Genomic DNA, 14421 nt, shown 5'->3' with positions numbered 1-14421 from the left:
CCTACACCGAACTCTCACCCTCACACATGAGTTTCAGACGGTACCTGGTCAAACGAATCGCCATTTCGATAGCGCTGACGCTGGTCTCCGTCTCGATCATCTTTCTCACCCTCCGGTTGCTCCCGGGAGACCCGTTCAGTTCGCTCATCACCTCCGGGGGGCTCTCACAGGAACAGGTCGACGCGCTACGCGCGCAGTACGGCCTCGACGAGCCGATATACGTCCAGTACGTCAAGTACGTCCAGAGCCTCCTGACGCTGAACTTCGGATACTCTATCGCACAGAGTCGGCCGGTCGGGGACATTGTCTTCCCGAGGCTGCTCAACACGATGATCCTGCTCGTCCCGGCGCTGGTGGTGACCGCCATCGTCAGTTCGACGCTCGGTTCCTACGCGGGGTGGAATCGGGGCTCCTCGTTCGAGCAGTTGAGCATCGTCGTGACGACGTTCTTCCGTTCGACGCCGGTGTTCGTGACGGGCATCTTCTTTCTCATCGTCTTCTCCTACCAGCTCGACCTGCTCCCCGCCTTCGGGATGCGGAACCCGACGGCGAGCCCCGAGGGGTTACGGGAGACGTTCCTCTCTACGGACTTCGCCATCCACTACGTCCTCCCGTTCGTCACCGTGGTCCTCTACTACAGCGGCGACTTCCTCATGCTCGCCCGCAACTCGGTGGTCGAACGCAAGGGCTCTGAGTTCCTCACGCTCCACCGTGCGAAGGGGCTCTCGGAGATGGAGCAGCTCGCGCGCGCCGGCCGGAACTCGATGCTCCCGCTGATAACGTACTTCGCGCTCCGGCTGGGGATGATGTTCCAGGGGCTCATCACCCTGGAAGTGGTGTTCGCGTGGCCCGGCATCGGCCGCGCGCTCGTACTGGCCATCGACCAGAAGGACTACCCGACGGTCCAGGCGGCCGTGTTCATCATGGCGTTCACCGTCATCGTGATGAACCTCCTGGCCGACGTGATGTACGCCAAACTCGACCCGACGGTCGCGGAGGGTGACGTCTGATGTCCGAACTCGCGTTCGACGTGAACGAGACGAGAGAACGCCTCGCGGAGAACCTCTCCCGTGCCGGGGAGATCACGCGCGTCGTCCTGCAGGACGACGCGGCAAAGGTCGGCGTCGCCGTCCTCGTGGCGTTCACCTTCCTGGGGCTGTTCGGGCCGCAACTCGCGCCCCACCATCCGATCGAGGACACGCTCCGCACGAGTGATGGGGGACTGCTGCGCATGTCGCCGCCCACGTCCGAAGCGCCGCTCGGCACCACGACCTACGGGAAGGACGTGCTGAGCCAGTTCCTCGCCGGCGCGCGACCGACGTTCATCGTCGGCGTCTTCGGCGGCCTCGGGACCGGCGTCATCGGTTTCCTCGTCGGACTCACGAGCGGCTACTTCGGCGGCGAGGTGGACGAGGTGCTGATGCGCATGACCGACCTGACGTTCGCGCTGCCGTTCCTGCCCATGGCGCTGCTCGTCCTCACGTTCGTCCAGCCGAGCGTCTTCCTCATCACCGCCATCATCGTGGCGTTCTTCTGGAAGATGCCCGCCCGGGTCATCCGTTCGGAGGTGATGACGGTCAGGGAGCGAACCTTCGTGAAGTCGGCCCGCGCCAGCGGGGCGGGTCACGGCAGGACCATGTTCCTGCACGTCGCGCCGAACGTCCTCGGCATCGGTTTCCTCTACACCGCGTACGCGGTCTCCTGGGCCATCGCCGGGCAGGCGTCGCTCGCCTTCCTCGGCTTCGGGGACCCGACGGCCACCTCGTGGGGCCGGATGCTCCAGCAGGTGTTCGAGTCGGGCGGTATGCGGGAAGCGTGGTGGTGGGTGTTACCGCCGGCCATCGGCATCGCAGCGGTGACGACGTCCGTCTTCCTCGTGGGACGGGCGTTCGAAGAGATCGTGAACCCCGAGCTACGGAGTGAACAATGAGCCTACTCGAAGTCGAAGACCTGAAGATCACGTACGGAACGTCGGTGTCCGACGTCCACGCCGTCAACGGCGTCTCGTTCGAGATAGCCGCCGGTTCGAACTACGGGCTCGTCGGCGAGTCCGGTTGCGGCAAGTCGACCATCGCCCATTCCGTCCTCGGCCTGCTCGACGACAACGCACGGATCGAGTCCGGGACGGTCACGTTCAACGGGCGGAGCCTGTTGGACCTCTCGGAGAGGGAGTGGCAGGAGGTGCGCTGGGAGGAGATCTCCTACATCCCCCAGAGCGCGATGGACTCGCTCGATCCGGTCATGACCGTCGGCAGCCAGATCGTGCAGGCCGTCAGGAAACACCGCGACGTCCCGAAACGCGAGGCGCGCGAGCGCGTGGCCGAGGTGTTCGACATCGTCGGTCTCGACCCCGATCGAGTGGGCGATTACCCCCACCAGTTCTCCGGCGGGATGCGCCAGCGGGTCACCATCGCGATGGCGCTGGTACTCGACCCGGATCTCATCATCGCCGACGAACCCACGACGGGCCTCGACGTCATCGTCCAGGACAAGATCATCCACAAGCTCCTGGAGATCCAGGACGAGATCGACAGCTCCCTGCTCCTCATCACCCACGACATCGGCGTCGTCTCGGAGACCTGCGACGACGTCTCCGTCCTGTACGGCGGGAAGGTGATGGAGCAGGGAGCGACCCGGGACGTGCTGAAACGCCCGACTAACCCCTACACGATGGGGCTGAAGAACTCCTTCCCGGACATCGAGGAGTTCGACCGGCGGGCGGTCTCGATTCCGGGGTCGCTGCCGGATCTCACCCGGGAGCTGGCGGGCTGCGTCTTCCGGAACCGCTGTCCGTTCGCCACCGAGGAGTGCGAGAACGGTCACCCGCCGATCAGGGCGGTCGAGAACCAGCGCTCGGCCTGCTATCACACGGATCGGGTCGCGGAGTTACGCGAGGCGGCGACCGACCCCGAGACGTGGGGGCTGGAGGTCAGCGAAGGCGCGGGCGATCGCGAACCCGGGGAGACGATAGTGGAGACCGACGACCTCTCCAAGTGGTTCCGGCAGACCCAGGGGATGCTCGACCAGCTTCTGGGCAGGGAGCCGAACTACGTGAAGGCCGTCAACGACGTCGACATCGACGTCCGTGAGAACGAGATCGTCGGCGTGGCCGGCGAATCAGGTTGCGGGAAATCGACGCTCGGCGAGGTCATCTCCGTGCTCCAGCCGCGAACGAGCGGGGAGATAACCTTCCGCGGCCGATCGGTCGACGAGTACCTCGAGGAGGGGGCAACGGAGTTCCGCTCGAAGGTACAGTTCATCTTTCAGGACCCGTTCGACTCGTTGAACCCGCGCCAGACGGTCAGGGCCGCGGTGGCGGAACCCCTGAAGATACAGGGTCGCGAGCGCACCGCCATCGAATCGGAGGTCCAGGAGACCCTATCGGATGTCGGGCTCGACCCGCCCGAGAAGTTCCTCGACAGCTACCCCTACCAGCTATCGGGCGGGGAGCGCCAGCGCGTCGCCATCGCCCGGGCGCTCGTGCTCGACCCGGAGCTGCTCATCTGTGACGAACCGGCCTCGATGCTGGACGTGTCGCTGAAGGCGAGCATCCTCAACATCCTGCGTCAGATGGCCGACGAGCGCGACATCGGGATCGTGTACATCTCCCACGATCTGGCGAGCCTCTCGCAGATCACCGACCGCCTGGCCGTGATGTACCTCGGCCGTATCGTCGAACTCGGCGACACGGCCAAGGTCGTCCGGGACCCGAAACACCCCTACGCGGCCTCGCTGCTGTCGGCCTCGCCGAACGCCGATCCAACCGAGGACCGAAAGCGGGTACTGCTGCCGGGGGAACCGCCGAACCCGGTGAACCTTCCCGACGGCTGTAACTTCGCCCCGCGATGCCCCAAGGCGACCGAGGAGTGTCGGGGGGAGGAACCGGATCGTTCGACGTTCCGGGACGGCGATCACGAGGCGGCCTGCTTCAACCCCGTCGAGAACGTCGCGGGCGAACTACTCGCGAGGTACGAATGAGCGACCGCCCCCGCCGGTCGGCGCTGTTCACGCCGGCCGACGACGTCGACATGCTCTACAGGGCCGCCGAGACCGAGGCCGACGCGCTGATCTTCGATCTGGAGGACGCGGTACCGCCCGACGCGAAGAGCGCCGCCCGCGAGAACCTCCGGACGGTCGTCCCCGATCTAACCGCCGACCGCGAGATCGCGGTCCGGGTCAACGCTCGCCGGACCGACTACTTCGCGGCCGACGTCGCCGCTGCCGTCGACGCCGCCGCCGATGCGGTAGCGCTCCCGATGGTGGAATCGGCCGCGGACGTCCGCGAGGCCTGGGCGGCGCTGACGGCCCTGACCGACGACCCGCCAGCGCTCCGGGCGACCATCGAGACCCCGACCGGCGTACACGCCGGCCGCGACATCGCGGCGGCCTGTCGGGAGACGGGTACCGTCAGCCTCGCCTTCGGCTTCGCGGACTACTGTAAAGCCATCGGCGCACCGGGCACCCCTGACCGGGTCCGTGAACGCCTCGAGCTGCTCACCGTGGAGTACGCCGCGATGGCCGGCGTCGACCCCGTCGCGTCGGTCCACCTCGACGTCAACGACGGATCGGGCCTCCGACGGGTGGCCGAGCGCGCGAGAGAGACGGGGTTCGTCGGCATGACGGCCATCCATCCCGCGCAACTGGCGGTCATCAACGAGGCGTTCACCCCCGAGGAGGAGGAACTCGCCCGGGCCGAGCGCCTCGTGGAGGCGTTCGACGCGTCCGAGAGGGACTCGCTGCTGGTCGAGGGCGTGTTCCTCGATACGGCGACGGTCGACAGGTACCGCCGCCTACTCGACCGTGCACCAGAGTAGATGATCAGGCGTATGGACGAATAGGCGTATCGAGGGATCTCTCCCTCGAGGCTAGCTCACTCTCCGGTCCGAACGAGGGCGTCGACGGCGACCGGACCGTCCTCGGTGACGAGCACCGGGTTGAGGTCGAGTTCGGAGACGGAGTCGACCGACGCCGCCAGATCGCCGACGTTCACGAGCAGGTCCGCGAGTTCGTCGACCGACAGCGCGGGGCCGCCGCGCCGGTGTTGCAGGAGATCCGCCAGCGCCGTCGCCTCTATCGCCGCTACCGCGGCGGCCCGCGAGAACGGCGGCACCAGTACCTCGCCGTCGTCCAGCGCCTCGACGAGGACGCCGCCGGGGCCGACCGTCACGAGCGACCCGAACACGTCGTCGCGGGCGACCCCGAGGATGGCCTCGACGCCGTCGTCGACCATCGATTGGACCAGGACGCCCTCGACGTTCGTCGGATCGACGTTGGCGAGGACGGCGTCCATGATGTCGTCGAACGCCTCGCGGGCCGCGTCCGCCGAGTCGACACCGACCTTCACGGCACCGACGTCGGTTCGGTGCGGGAGGGCGGGCGAGTCCACCTTGAGGACGACCGGGAAGCCGAACGACTCGGCGACGGCCGCCGCCTCGTCCGCGTCGGTCGCGAGACGCGTCTCCGCGACCGGCACGTCGAACGCCGAGAGGAGGTTCTCGGACTCGGCCCAGGTGAGGACGCGGCCGCGCGGGAGGTCGAGGTCGGGGGAGTCGAGCGCCGCCTCGACGTGGGTCCGGGCGGGACGCCCGGCGAGACGCTCGCGGTCGGCGACGAAGTCGATCGTCGAGGCGACGGCGTCCATGCACCGGCCGGGATCCTCGTACAGCGGGACGCTCCGACGGAGTTCGGCGTGCGGCGGCGTCTCCGCCGGATCGTCGGGTTCCTTCCGACCGGTCCAGAGGACGAACACCGGCTCCTCGGCGTTCTCGACGATGGTTTCGAGGTCGGCCGCCACCTTCTCGGCGCGGTCGTCGACCCCGGAGAGGCCGATGGCGAAGACGTAGGCGTCGTACGCGTCGTCGTCGAGGAGAACGTCCGCGATCTCGGGCAGCACTTCGGCACCGTAGCCCCGAATGTCGGCCGGGTTGTGAAACTCGCCGAACGTCAACAGTTCCTCCATTTCGAGGAGGGTTCGCTCGGTTTCGGCGTCGATGTCCGGGAGGTCGAGCCCCCGCTCGTCGGCCAAGTCGGCGAGCAAGCTCGCCAGTCCGCCGCTCGTGGAGGCGATGGCGACCCGGTTCCCCTCGGGGTGGTCGTAGTATGCGTGGGCGCTAGCCCGCGAGAGCAGGTCCGGGATGTCGGGTACCCGTTGGACGCCGGTCTGTCGGAACGCCGCCTCCCACGCATCGTCGTCGCCGGTCAGCGACCCGGTGTGCGAGAGCGTCGCCTCCTCGGCGATGTCCGACTGACCGATCTTCACGGCCAGGACGGGGGTCCCGCTCCGGGTCGCCTCCTCTGCGACGCGCATGAATCGCTCGGGGTCGGCCAGCCCCTCGACGTACGCGCAGATGACGTCGACCGTGTCCTGTTCGGCGAGGTAGGCGACGTAGTCGCTGGTGGTGAGGTCGGCCTCGTTGCCGGTCGAGACGATGTGGCTGAAGTGGACGTCCTCGTCGGCCGCGCGTTCGAAGAAGGTCGTGAACGCGAGTGCGCCGGACTGGCTGACGAGGCCGATGGAACCGGGCTCGGGCTCGCGTGAGCAGGTCGCGGTCAGCGTCGCACCGCGTGCGGCCATCAGACCGATACAGTTCGGTCCGACGACGTCGATTCCGACCTCGGTCGCGATCTGGGCGAGCTCCGCCTCTAACGCGGCACCCTGCTCGTCCGCCTCGGAGAAGCCGGCGGTGACGACGAGTGCGGCGGGAACGCCGCGCCGACCCGCAGAGCGCACCACGTCGACGACGTAGTCGCGGGGGACGCTGACGACGACGAGATCCACGACCTCGGGCACGTCGTTGATGTCGTCGTAACAGGTGCGACCCCACACTTCGTCGCGCTTCGGGTTGACCGGATACAGCGGGCCGTCGAAGCCGTAGTCGAGCAGGTTGTCGACGAGGTTACCCGCGTAGAACGAGTCGGGGCTCGCGCCGACGACGGCGACGGACCCCGGGTCGAACAGTGGATCGAGATCCGGTGCGTTGGCGGACATTACCTATGTCGTGAATACCGTCCTGCATAACGTTTGGTGAACCGGCGCACGCGTCGGGTGATTCGAGCGCGGCCGCTCGTGGTCGAACGCGACTTCACGGTAGGTAGCTTCCCTGTCGGTCGAGCGCTGGAAATGCGCCCGGCCGAGATCGGGGTGATCATCGTCCTGGTGCCACCCGGCGTGGAATTCCGTGTTCGGATCGCCGTAGTCGACGCGAAACCAGTCGTGCGGCGTCTGTCGGTGCCACTCGGTCGCGAGTTCGGGTACCTCCGGCCCGGTCGGCGGTTCGAGACGATCCGGGTCGAAGGTCGCTCTCAGCTGTTCGGCTTCGACGTCGTCCGGAACGTACTCGACGGTCGCAACGTGAGGAACTCGGTCGAGGACGTCGCGTTCGAGTTGTTCGTACAGGTGCGCGTTCGGATCGCCACCCGGATGGGGGACCGACATCCGTCAGTTCGTGGCCGTCGCGTGTTCTGCGCCCGGCGTAAGGAAGTCCCACTCGCGGATCGCAAAGCCGACGATCCGAATGCGTCGCTGGAGGTGCTCCCAGTCACGGACGATCTCTCGCCGCTGAGCCTCCTCCTCGGGGCCGAGATCCTCGTCAGCGAGCGTCGCCCGCAGTTGGTTCGGCGACTCGACGGCGAACTCGTCCCCCCACTCTCGAAGTTAGGCGTTCATCTCGGCGAGTCGGTCAGTCAGTTCCTCGACGGTTCGATCGCCGTCGCGAAGCCGCATCGCCTCCTGCATCGCCTGCCGTCGGTAGTCGCGGAAGTAGGTCGCGTGTGCGCCGCTCTCGTCGCAGCGAAGCACCCCATCGTCTGCGAGTCGTTCGAGGACGCGCTTCGTCGGTTCGTGAGACCACTCCGCTCCGAAGCGACCCGGTTCGCAGTACGGGGTTCCGAGAGCTGGCGAGCGACCATCCTGACACGGTCTTCCCCGGTGCTCCGACGCTCCGTGAACCCTGTCCCGGAGTCTTCCGCGTTCTCGGCCATGCGGTACCGTTCGAGCCTCGAGTTGATATAGACCGAGGGGTGATCATCCTATATCGAGATAGTTCGTCGCCGGTGGCGCACTGCTCGGCGAGAACGGCGAGCACCCGAGCGCGGTCGACAAACGTTCTGCACGCGATCATATGATCGCGTGCAGAACGCAAAACGGGGGCGATCCCACGATCCACCTACGACCGTTCACGATCGTCCCCGGTCGGTGTGAGGTAGAGATCCCCGTTGACTTCGTAGAGATACCCTCGACTGAGGAGTTGCGTGAGCGCGGCGTCGGCCTCCGATTCGGTGAACCCCTGGTCCTCCAAGACCTCGCGGGCAGTTTCGCGATTCGTTCCCTCTGCCTCCCACATCGAGGGTTCGAGATGCTCGAGCGCATCGCTCGCGAGCGGGCCGAGCGGGGTGTGTCTGGGTGAATTGAAGTCCATATAGTACGGTTGCCGTGGGGCGGCACGTCGAGGGACCGGCAGTGCTGTCTCGTCGAGATACGTATTGAAACTTCGGCCTCGCGCACCGCGGATCGCTCTCACCCTCATCACTACGCTATCGGGGTGAACTCCTCGCCGGAGTCGGGCAGATACTCGATGATGCTCCGGTGAGCGCCGTACTCACTGATGACTGTCTGTGGCGCGTCGACGACGGTCGCGATGTCGCGGTTGAGGTCGCAGAGAAACTCCGCATCCGCCGGGCCGTGCGCGGATCGCGTGGAACTCGCAGAGTTCCTTGTAGCTTGTAGCGCTGGTAGACGACGCGCGACCGGGCCGGCGTCGGAGGTGCCGTCCGCCAACAGTTCGACGACAGCCGGCGCGTCCCACGATACGGCGCGAAATCGGAAGAGGAACTACCAAACCGCACGTGGACGAATCGATCACATCGATGTCGGATAGCGTCGTGACTCGCGCCGCGGCCCTCGTCGACGAGTATCTCCTGCTCTGGGTGCTCCTCTCGGTCGGCGTCGGGCTGGTCGTCCCGTCGGTGGCCCTCCTCGCTCCGCTGTCGACGCCGATTCTGGCCGTCATGATCGGGGCGGTTTCGCTGACGCTCGCGCCCGAACGGTTCCGCCAGCTACGCGGGCGGACCGTACTCACGGTCCTCGTCGTTCAGACGGCGATGCCCTTCCTCGCGTTCGCCATCGCCCGAGTTCTCGGTCTCTCCCCGGCGCTCACGGTCGGGTTCGTGGTCCTCGGCGCGGTGACGCCCGAACTGGTGACGCCGACGATGACCGAGCTCAGCGGCGGCGATACGGCCCTCGCGACGGTCGTCCTCGTCGCGGTCGGACTCGGGACGCTCGTGCTCGTCCCCGGGGTCGTCACCGCCTTGCTGGGTGCGTCGGTCGATGTCGATCCGCTACTGATCGCCGAACAGTTGTCGCTCGCCGTGGTCGCTCCGATGAGCCTCGCGGTCGCGGTCCGGTATCGGTGGCCCGACCGCATCGGGCGGTACGACGACCTCTATCCGTCGGTGTCGGGGCTCATGGTGATCCTCGTTATCGGGATCGTCGCCGCGGCGAACGCGTCGCTCGTTCGCGATGGCGGCGGAGTACTCCTCCTCGTCGCGGTCGGCGCAGTCGTTCTCAACTGCACCGGCTACGCTGCCGGGTGGATCGCGGGTCGGCGCTTCACCCGCGGAGAGCGCATCGCCGCGACTCTCTCGATCGGGATGCGCGACTTCGCCGTCGCCGCCGCGCTCCTCGTCGGAGCGGGCTTCCCGACCGCGGCGACGCTCCCGGCGGTCGTCTTCGGGATCGTGGAGATGGCGACGAGCGCGGGGCTCGCGAAGTGGTTCAGCCGATCACCCTGAGCCCTGCGGTTGCTCCTGTTCGTCCGCCCATTCGAGGAGGGGGTCGAGTTTTCCGCGGAGTTCGTCACCCCTCTCGGTGAGATCGTACTCGACGCGGGGCGGGATCTCCGCGTACTGCTCTCGCGAGAGGTACCCGGCCCTGACGAGGTCATCGAGGCGGGTCGACAGCGTCGAACTGCTCACCTCGCCGAGCGTCCCCTCGATCTCGCCGTATCTGGCCGGCCCGATCGCTCCGACGACGCAGATCACCTGCATCGCGTACCGACGACTGAGCAGCTCCATCACGCCACCTGACGGACAGTAGCACGTGATCTCGGCGTTCCGTACCTCCGGGGCGTCAGGTGGCGGGTCGGGCGTCTCTGCCATAGCTATCACTCACCGCACTTGATGCAATACTTCGGACTTGACAGTATAAACATTCCCGCATTCGAAGTAACAGTGAATCATGAGTCCTGACGACTCGTCACGGGAAGTCGCGTGTACGCTGACCGACGAACAGGAACGAGAGCGGAGTGAGGAAGTCCGGACACGTCTCGTCGCGAACTACGTCGGGTTCGAGGAGACCGAGGACGGGCTGGCCGTTCGGTTCGCCGGGACCAACGAGTCGCTGCTCGCGGTCGCTCGGTTCGCGTCGTGGGAATCGACGTGCTGTGCGTTCGCCGAGTACGAGATCACGGTAGTGCCGCCGTACGAGGAGACGGTGTTGAGCATCACCGGCCCCGACGGGACGCGACAGATGTTCCGTGACGGTCTGGTCGAGCGACTGGAGGCCGAGACGGCGTAGACGCCGCCCCGTCTCACCCCGGGACGTCCTCCCGGTCGGCCTCGGTCTCTTCCCCTCCGGTTTCGTCGACGTCGCCGCGTCCATCGAACTCAGCTGAATTCGATCTACCCGCTCCCGGAGGATGTCATTCGACGACCACGGTGCCGGTCATCCCCGACCCCTCGTGCGGGATACACACGTAGTCGTAGCTGCCGGTCACCTCGAACGTACGTTCGTACGCTTCGCCCGCGGCGAGCAACCCACCGCTGACGTCGTTTCGGGCGGCACGCTCCGACTCGAACCCTCCACTGGCGAAGTACGGTGCGCCGGCGGGAATCCCATCCGCATAGGCCGTAACTGTGTGGCCGACCTCACTGTCGTTCACCCATCTGACCGTCGTGCCGGAACTGACCGTGAGCCTCTTCGGATCGAAGGCGAAGCTGTCGTTCATCGAGACACGCGTCGCCCCGCCTGACCGGCCAGGAGACGAACAGCCCGCGGAAGCGGGCGCTACGAGTGCTGCCCCGACCGATCGAAGTACCTGCCGTCGGTTCATATTATCGTGTGAAACGCGGTCCGGAGATTAGAGCGCGACGAAGAGGTCGGTGACGTACATCACGACGAGACCGACGAGGAACGTGACGAGGTTCAGCGCCGACGCCACCCGTCCGTTACGGCTGATCATCCCGCGCAGTTCCCAGATGACCTGCAGGATCGCCCCCACACCGACAGCGAGGAAGAACGCCCCGAGCGTCGGCGAGAAGGCGAGGCTCCCGAGCCAGCCGCCGAGGATGACGGGTGCGCCCGCGAGAGCGCCGAGCCCGAGGAAGTGACGGATACTCGGGCGCTCACCACGCGCAATAGGTGCGACGACGGCCGGGCCCTCAGTCACGTTGTGGAGCATGAAGCCGACGACGAGGAACGCACCGAGTGAGACGCGACCGAGCGCGAACGAACTCCCGATGGCTAGCCCCTCGGCGAGGTTGTGCAGTCCGACGCCCAGCGCGACCAGGTAGGCGACCCACAGGCCGCTCTGTGCCCGGGAGTCCCCGTCGGCCGCACGCCCCTCCCGCCACGCGCTGACGGACTGGATCGCGAGGAGCGCGCCGACGATACCGAGCACAACGAGGGCAGTCCCCTCGAACGCGCCCGGGACCTGTTCGCCGAGCTCGAACGCCTCGATCCCGGCGTCGATGGCGAGGAACCCGAGTATTCCCGCCGAGAAGGCGAGAATCGCGTGGAGCCACCGGTCGCTCATCGATCGCAGGAACGGGAACCACAGCATCCCGAGCGCGACGGGGATGACGCCGACGAACAGGCCGATGACCGCCATCGTCAGCAACAGGTCACCCGTCAGCCCCGGCGACTCGCTGGGCGCGACGACGGTGTGATGGACCGTGCTCCCGTCCGAGAGCATCAGCGCGACCTCGAGATCCCACCCCGGGTTCCAGTGGTACGGGACGACGACCTCGGCGCTTTCGCGGGGGGCGAGTGTGGTATCGCCGCCGGCACCTCGGACCGTGAAGTCCCAGTAGGCCTCCGCGACGAGGACCTGCGAGATAGTCACTTCGTTCGGGCCGTTGTTCGTGACGTGGACGACGACCGTCTCGTCGTTCGGGAGGGTCGTGTGCGTCACCGTCACGTCGGGGAGCGGCTCACCTCCGGTGTCGAGCGACGCGAACGGTGTCGCTGCGAAGAACCCGCCCGCGACGAGACCGAGGAGGAGGATCGGGAGGAGTGCAGCGACCCACTTGGGAAGCCCGAGCGGGCGCTCCGTTCGGTTCACCGTCGTACCGCCGTCCGTGTTGGGTTTACTCATTCAGACCACCTCGAAGAAACTCATCCAGCCGAGTTCCGCGAATTCGGACTGGTGGGCGTGGAACATGTACAACCCCGGATCGTGATCGGAGTAGTCCAGTTCGACGATGCCGCGCTGGGCCTGACACTGCATGACCGTGTCGACGGTCCGCAGCGTCGGCGTCAGCGTCGTCCCGTGGTCGTAGTAGTCGAAGAACTGCGAGTGCGTGTGGAGCGAGTTGATAGCGTCGAACTCGATCGCGTTGACGAGGTACACCCGCTGGCGTTGATCCCTGTCGATCCGGATGGGACGTTTGGTCTCACCGGCCTTCCAGTTGCCATTGCCGTCCGTGTCGCCGACACCGTAGGCGAACGCGCGGGTGTTGGCGGCGTACACTTCGTTGTCACCGTCGAAGTTGGTGTCGAAGCCGTTCATCACCATCACCATCTCGTTGACGGTGTCGTTCTCGGGGGACTCGTGGTGCCGCGTCTTCGCCTCGGCGACGAGGTCCGCGCGGAGTTCGTCAGTGATCTGTGACGGGTGGTAGGTGCAGTATCCCTCGGGATTCGCCGCGACGCGCTCCGGGTCGGGGTCGATGATGATGGCGCCGTAGAGCCCGCGGTGGATGTGCTCTTTCAGCGGGAGCGAGTGGCAGTGGTAGAAGTGCACGCCCGCGGGCTGGGCGATCCACTCGTAGGTGAACGACTCGCCGGTGTCGAGGACGCCGGGGCCGTTCTGCGGGACCCCGTCCATCTCCGGATCGAGGTTCCGCAGGTGCGGGTGGACGGTGTGGGCGTGCCGGCCGAGGTTCTCGAACTCCACACGGATCAGGTCGCCCTCGACGGCGCGGATCGTCGGGCCCGGAACCTGGCCGTTGTACGCCCACGCCGGGAATTCGATCCCCGGGGCGATGCTGACCGTGGTGTCGACCGCTCGAAACGTGAACTCGCGCACCGTCCGTCCGTTCTCCTCGTACGTGTCCTGCGGGACGTTCTCCTGTTCGCCCCGTCCCGTGTTGAATCGGTAGAGGAACTCGTGGGGGTCGAAATCCAGGTCGCGATACTCGCCGACTGCACCGAAGTTCCCGTGCGAATCACCTCCGGCTCCGTGGGTTCCGTCTCCGTCCGCCCGGCCGATACCGACGAGAGCGGCGCTTCCCGCTATACCGAGCCCTCCGAGGACTGCTCGACGGGTGGTCCCGTGATCCGATTCGAGGGAATCGACCAGTCTCTGCTCCAGTCTCTTCGAGAGTTCCGCCGCTCGTGAGTAGTCTGACGATGGCATCTAGGTCATCTCGTTACGTCGTTCGGGTCCGCCAGCGGCCGCTTCGCCGGGCCGTGAGACGGAGACGCTCGCAGCGGGCTCAGCCGGGAGCGAGGGTCGTCCAGCGGTCGATTCCACCTCCACCGTAACCATCCCGAAGGGGGCGGTCTCGACCACCCCGAGCGCCGTTCCAGGTGACGTGCTGGCGTCCCCGAGGTCCGTGAGAACGTCCGGGTCACCGTCTCGAACCCCCGAGATGGCAGCGACGTCCCCCAGTTGACACTGTGCTAACGGCTGTTGTCTCCCGCTCCGCTGAATTTCGAGTCCGGTCGTTGGAATCGGTTCTCCGTGAGAGTCGACGGTAGGAACTCCGAGGCGGTCCGCGATTCGCCCCTCCCCCCTCGCGCCGATATGACGTTCCAGTACGCCCGCCCCGTCGCGAACTTCTGACCGATCGTACCCGGACTCCTCGGTCAGGGACAGTTCGAGCAGTCGATGATGACGGAGTGCCTCGAGAGCGTGCTTCTCACCCCGTTCGGTGAGACGAGCGCCCCGGTAGGGCTCGTACGCTACGAGCCCGTCGTCCACTCGCTGCAACGTCTCCGTCACGGTTGGCGGTCCCACCCCCACCGAGGTCGCGACCGCAGACGGCGCGACCGGCGTGTCTCCGTCCTGAATACGGGGAATCGACTTCAGACGACTCCCTGTTTTCGACATCACTGTAAACTAGGTTTAGACACATCTAATAAAAAGGTTTGCCATCTGCCCTACCGCGCTCAGGGGGGACATCTATCTCGGAAGTCCGCCG

General features: G+C 66.5%; 13 protein-coding genes and 3 pseudogenes. 6 read left to right on the top strand and 10 right to left on the bottom strand.

Features of this window, described 5'->3' with window-relative positions:
• The first annotated feature begins 26 nt into the window (after window positions 1-26).
• Genes P1K31_RS17490 through P1K31_RS17475 form a run of 4 tightly spaced genes read left to right on the top strand, consistent with a single transcriptional unit; the run spans window position 27 to window position 4814 of the window.
• Window positions 27-1010: an ABC transporter permease gene (locus P1K31_RS17490; protein ID WP_276306597.1), complete on the top strand. Its 984-nt coding sequence runs from the start codon at window positions 27-29 to the stop codon at window positions 1008-1010.
• Window positions 1010-1930: an ABC transporter permease gene (locus P1K31_RS17485; RefSeq protein WP_276306596.1), complete on the top strand. Its 921-nt coding sequence runs from the start codon at window positions 1010-1012 to the stop codon at window positions 1928-1930. Before P1K31_RS17490 ends, P1K31_RS17485 begins: the two co-directional genes overlap by 1 nt.
• Window positions 1927-3978, top strand: a complete 2052-nt coding sequence (locus P1K31_RS17480; protein ID WP_276306595.1) for an ABC transporter ATP-binding protein — start codon at window positions 1927-1929, stop codon at window positions 3976-3978. The genes P1K31_RS17485 and P1K31_RS17480 overlap by 4 nt, the downstream gene beginning before the upstream one ends.
• Window positions 3975-4814 carry an HpcH/HpaI aldolase/citrate lyase family protein gene (locus tag P1K31_RS17475; RefSeq protein ID WP_276306594.1) on the top strand — a complete coding sequence of 280 codons (840 nt, stop codon included), beginning with the start codon at window positions 3975-3977 and terminating at the stop codon, window positions 4812-4814. Before P1K31_RS17480 ends, P1K31_RS17475 begins: the two co-directional genes overlap by 4 nt.
• Window positions 4815-4870: 56 nt before the next feature.
• On the opposite strand, the gene P1K31_RS17470 is transcribed toward P1K31_RS17475, so the two are convergent.
• From P1K31_RS17470 to P1K31_RS17450, 5 genes and pseudogenes are all read right to left on the bottom strand, one after another.
• Window positions 4871-6988: an acetate--CoA ligase family protein gene (locus tag P1K31_RS17470; RefSeq protein WP_276306593.1), complete on the bottom strand. Its 2118-nt coding sequence runs from the start codon at window positions 6986-6988 to the stop codon at window positions 4871-4873.
• Between the two features lie 69 nt (window positions 6989-7057).
• Window positions 7058-7435: pseudogene (locus P1K31_RS17465) on the bottom strand (hypothetical protein); the annotation flags it as partial.
• Between the two features lie 3 nt (window positions 7436-7438).
• Window positions 7439-7980 (bottom strand): annotated as a pseudogene (locus tag P1K31_RS17460) (DUF7342 family protein).
• Between the two features lie 185 nt (window positions 7981-8165).
• Window positions 8166-8417, bottom strand: coding sequence for a hypothetical protein (locus P1K31_RS17455; protein ID WP_276306592.1), 252 nt, complete (start codon window positions 8415-8417; stop codon window positions 8166-8168).
• A gap of 110 nt (window positions 8418-8527) precedes the next feature.
• Window positions 8528-8757, bottom strand: a pseudogene (locus P1K31_RS17450) (cell division control protein Cdc6); the annotation flags it as partial.
• Between the two features lie 108 nt (window positions 8758-8865).
• Between P1K31_RS17450 and P1K31_RS17445 the strand changes: the two are divergent.
• A complete protein-coding gene (locus P1K31_RS17445) occupies window positions 8866-9789 on the top strand; it encodes a bile acid:sodium symporter family protein (protein ID WP_276306591.1) in 924 nt (307 codons plus the stop codon).
• Here the strand turns inward: P1K31_RS17445 and P1K31_RS17440 are convergent.
• Entirely contained in the window at window positions 9781-10155 is a 375-nt protein-coding gene (locus tag P1K31_RS17440) for a winged helix-turn-helix transcriptional regulator (protein ID WP_276306590.1), read from the bottom strand. The genes P1K31_RS17445 and P1K31_RS17440 overlap by 9 nt on opposite strands.
• Before the next feature lie 79 nt (window positions 10156-10234).
• Between P1K31_RS17440 and P1K31_RS17435 the strand changes: the two genes are divergently transcribed.
• Window positions 10235-10573 carry a hypothetical protein gene (locus P1K31_RS17435; RefSeq protein WP_276306589.1) on the top strand — a complete coding sequence of 113 codons (339 nt, stop codon included), beginning with the start codon at window positions 10235-10237 and terminating at the stop codon, window positions 10571-10573.
• A gap of 124 nt (window positions 10574-10697) precedes the next feature.
• On the opposite strand, the gene P1K31_RS17430 is transcribed toward P1K31_RS17435, so the two are convergent.
• From P1K31_RS17430 to P1K31_RS17415, 4 genes are all read right to left on the bottom strand, one after another.
• Entirely contained in the window at window positions 10698-11003 is a 306-nt protein-coding gene (locus P1K31_RS17430; RefSeq protein WP_379794561.1) for a plastocyanin/azurin family copper-binding protein, read from the bottom strand.
• 132 nt (window positions 11004-11135) lie between these two features.
• Window positions 11136-12371 carry a ZIP family metal transporter gene (locus tag P1K31_RS17425; protein WP_276306587.1) on the bottom strand — a complete coding sequence of 412 codons (1236 nt, stop codon included), beginning with the start codon at window positions 12369-12371 and terminating at the stop codon, window positions 11136-11138.
• Window positions 12372-13634, bottom strand: coding sequence for a multicopper oxidase domain-containing protein (locus tag P1K31_RS17420; RefSeq protein WP_276306586.1), 1263 nt, complete (start codon window positions 13632-13634; stop codon window positions 12372-12374).
• A complete protein-coding gene (locus tag P1K31_RS17415; protein ID WP_276306585.1) occupies window positions 13635-14330 on the bottom strand; it encodes a metal-dependent transcriptional regulator in 696 nt (231 codons plus the stop codon).
• Window positions 14331-14421 lie beyond the last annotated feature (91 nt).

It is taken from the genome of Halomarina halobia (genome assembly GCF_029338575.1).
Lineage (GTDB): Archaea > Halobacteriota > Halobacteria > Halobacteriales > Haloarculaceae > Halomarina > Halomarina halobia.
Note: the sequence above shows the minus strand (reverse complement) of the source record. Positions and strands in the feature narration are given on the sequence as shown.

Bases quoted from the DNA above. Each gene is read 5' to 3' on its own strand.
- P1K31_RS17490 (WP_276306597.1), top strand. From the start codon at position 27: ATGAGTTTCAGACGGTACCTGGTCAAACGAATCGCCATTTCGATAGCG.
- P1K31_RS17485 (WP_276306596.1), top strand. From the start codon at position 1,010: ATGTCCGAACTCGCGTTCGACGTGAACGAGACGAGAGAACGCCTCGCG.
- P1K31_RS17480 (WP_276306595.1), top strand. From the start codon at position 1,927: ATGAGCCTACTCGAAGTCGAAGACCTGAAGATCACGTACGGAACGTCG.
- P1K31_RS17475 (WP_276306594.1), top strand. From the start codon at position 3,975: ATGAGCGACCGCCCCCGCCGGTCGGCGCTGTTCACGCCGGCCGACGAC.
- P1K31_RS17470 (WP_276306593.1), bottom strand. From the start codon at position 6,988: ATGTCCGCCAACGCACCGGATCTCGATCCACTGTTCGACCCGGGGTCC.
- P1K31_RS17455 (WP_276306592.1), bottom strand. From the start codon at position 8,417: ATGGACTTCAATTCACCCAGACACACCCCGCTCGGCCCGCTCGCGAGC.
- P1K31_RS17445 (WP_276306591.1), top strand. From the start codon at position 8,866: ATGTCGGATAGCGTCGTGACTCGCGCCGCGGCCCTCGTCGACGAGTAT.
- P1K31_RS17440 (WP_276306590.1), bottom strand. From the start codon at position 10,155: ATGGCAGAGACGCCCGACCCGCCACCTGACGCCCCGGAGGTACGGAAC.
- P1K31_RS17435 (WP_276306589.1), top strand. From the start codon at position 10,235: ATGAGTCCTGACGACTCGTCACGGGAAGTCGCGTGTACGCTGACCGAC.
- P1K31_RS17430 (WP_379794561.1), bottom strand. From the start codon at position 11,003: ATGAACGACAGCTTCGCCTTCGATCCGAAGAGGCTCACGGTCAGTTCC.
- P1K31_RS17425 (WP_276306587.1), bottom strand. From the start codon at position 12,371: ATGAGTAAACCCAACACGGACGGCGGTACGACGGTGAACCGAACGGAG.
- P1K31_RS17420 (WP_276306586.1), bottom strand. From the start codon at position 13,634: ATGCCATCGTCAGACTACTCACGAGCGGCGGAACTCTCGAAGAGACTG.
- P1K31_RS17415 (WP_276306585.1), bottom strand. From the start codon at position 14,330: ATGTCGAAAACAGGGAGTCGTCTGAAGTCGATTCCCCGTATTCAGGAC.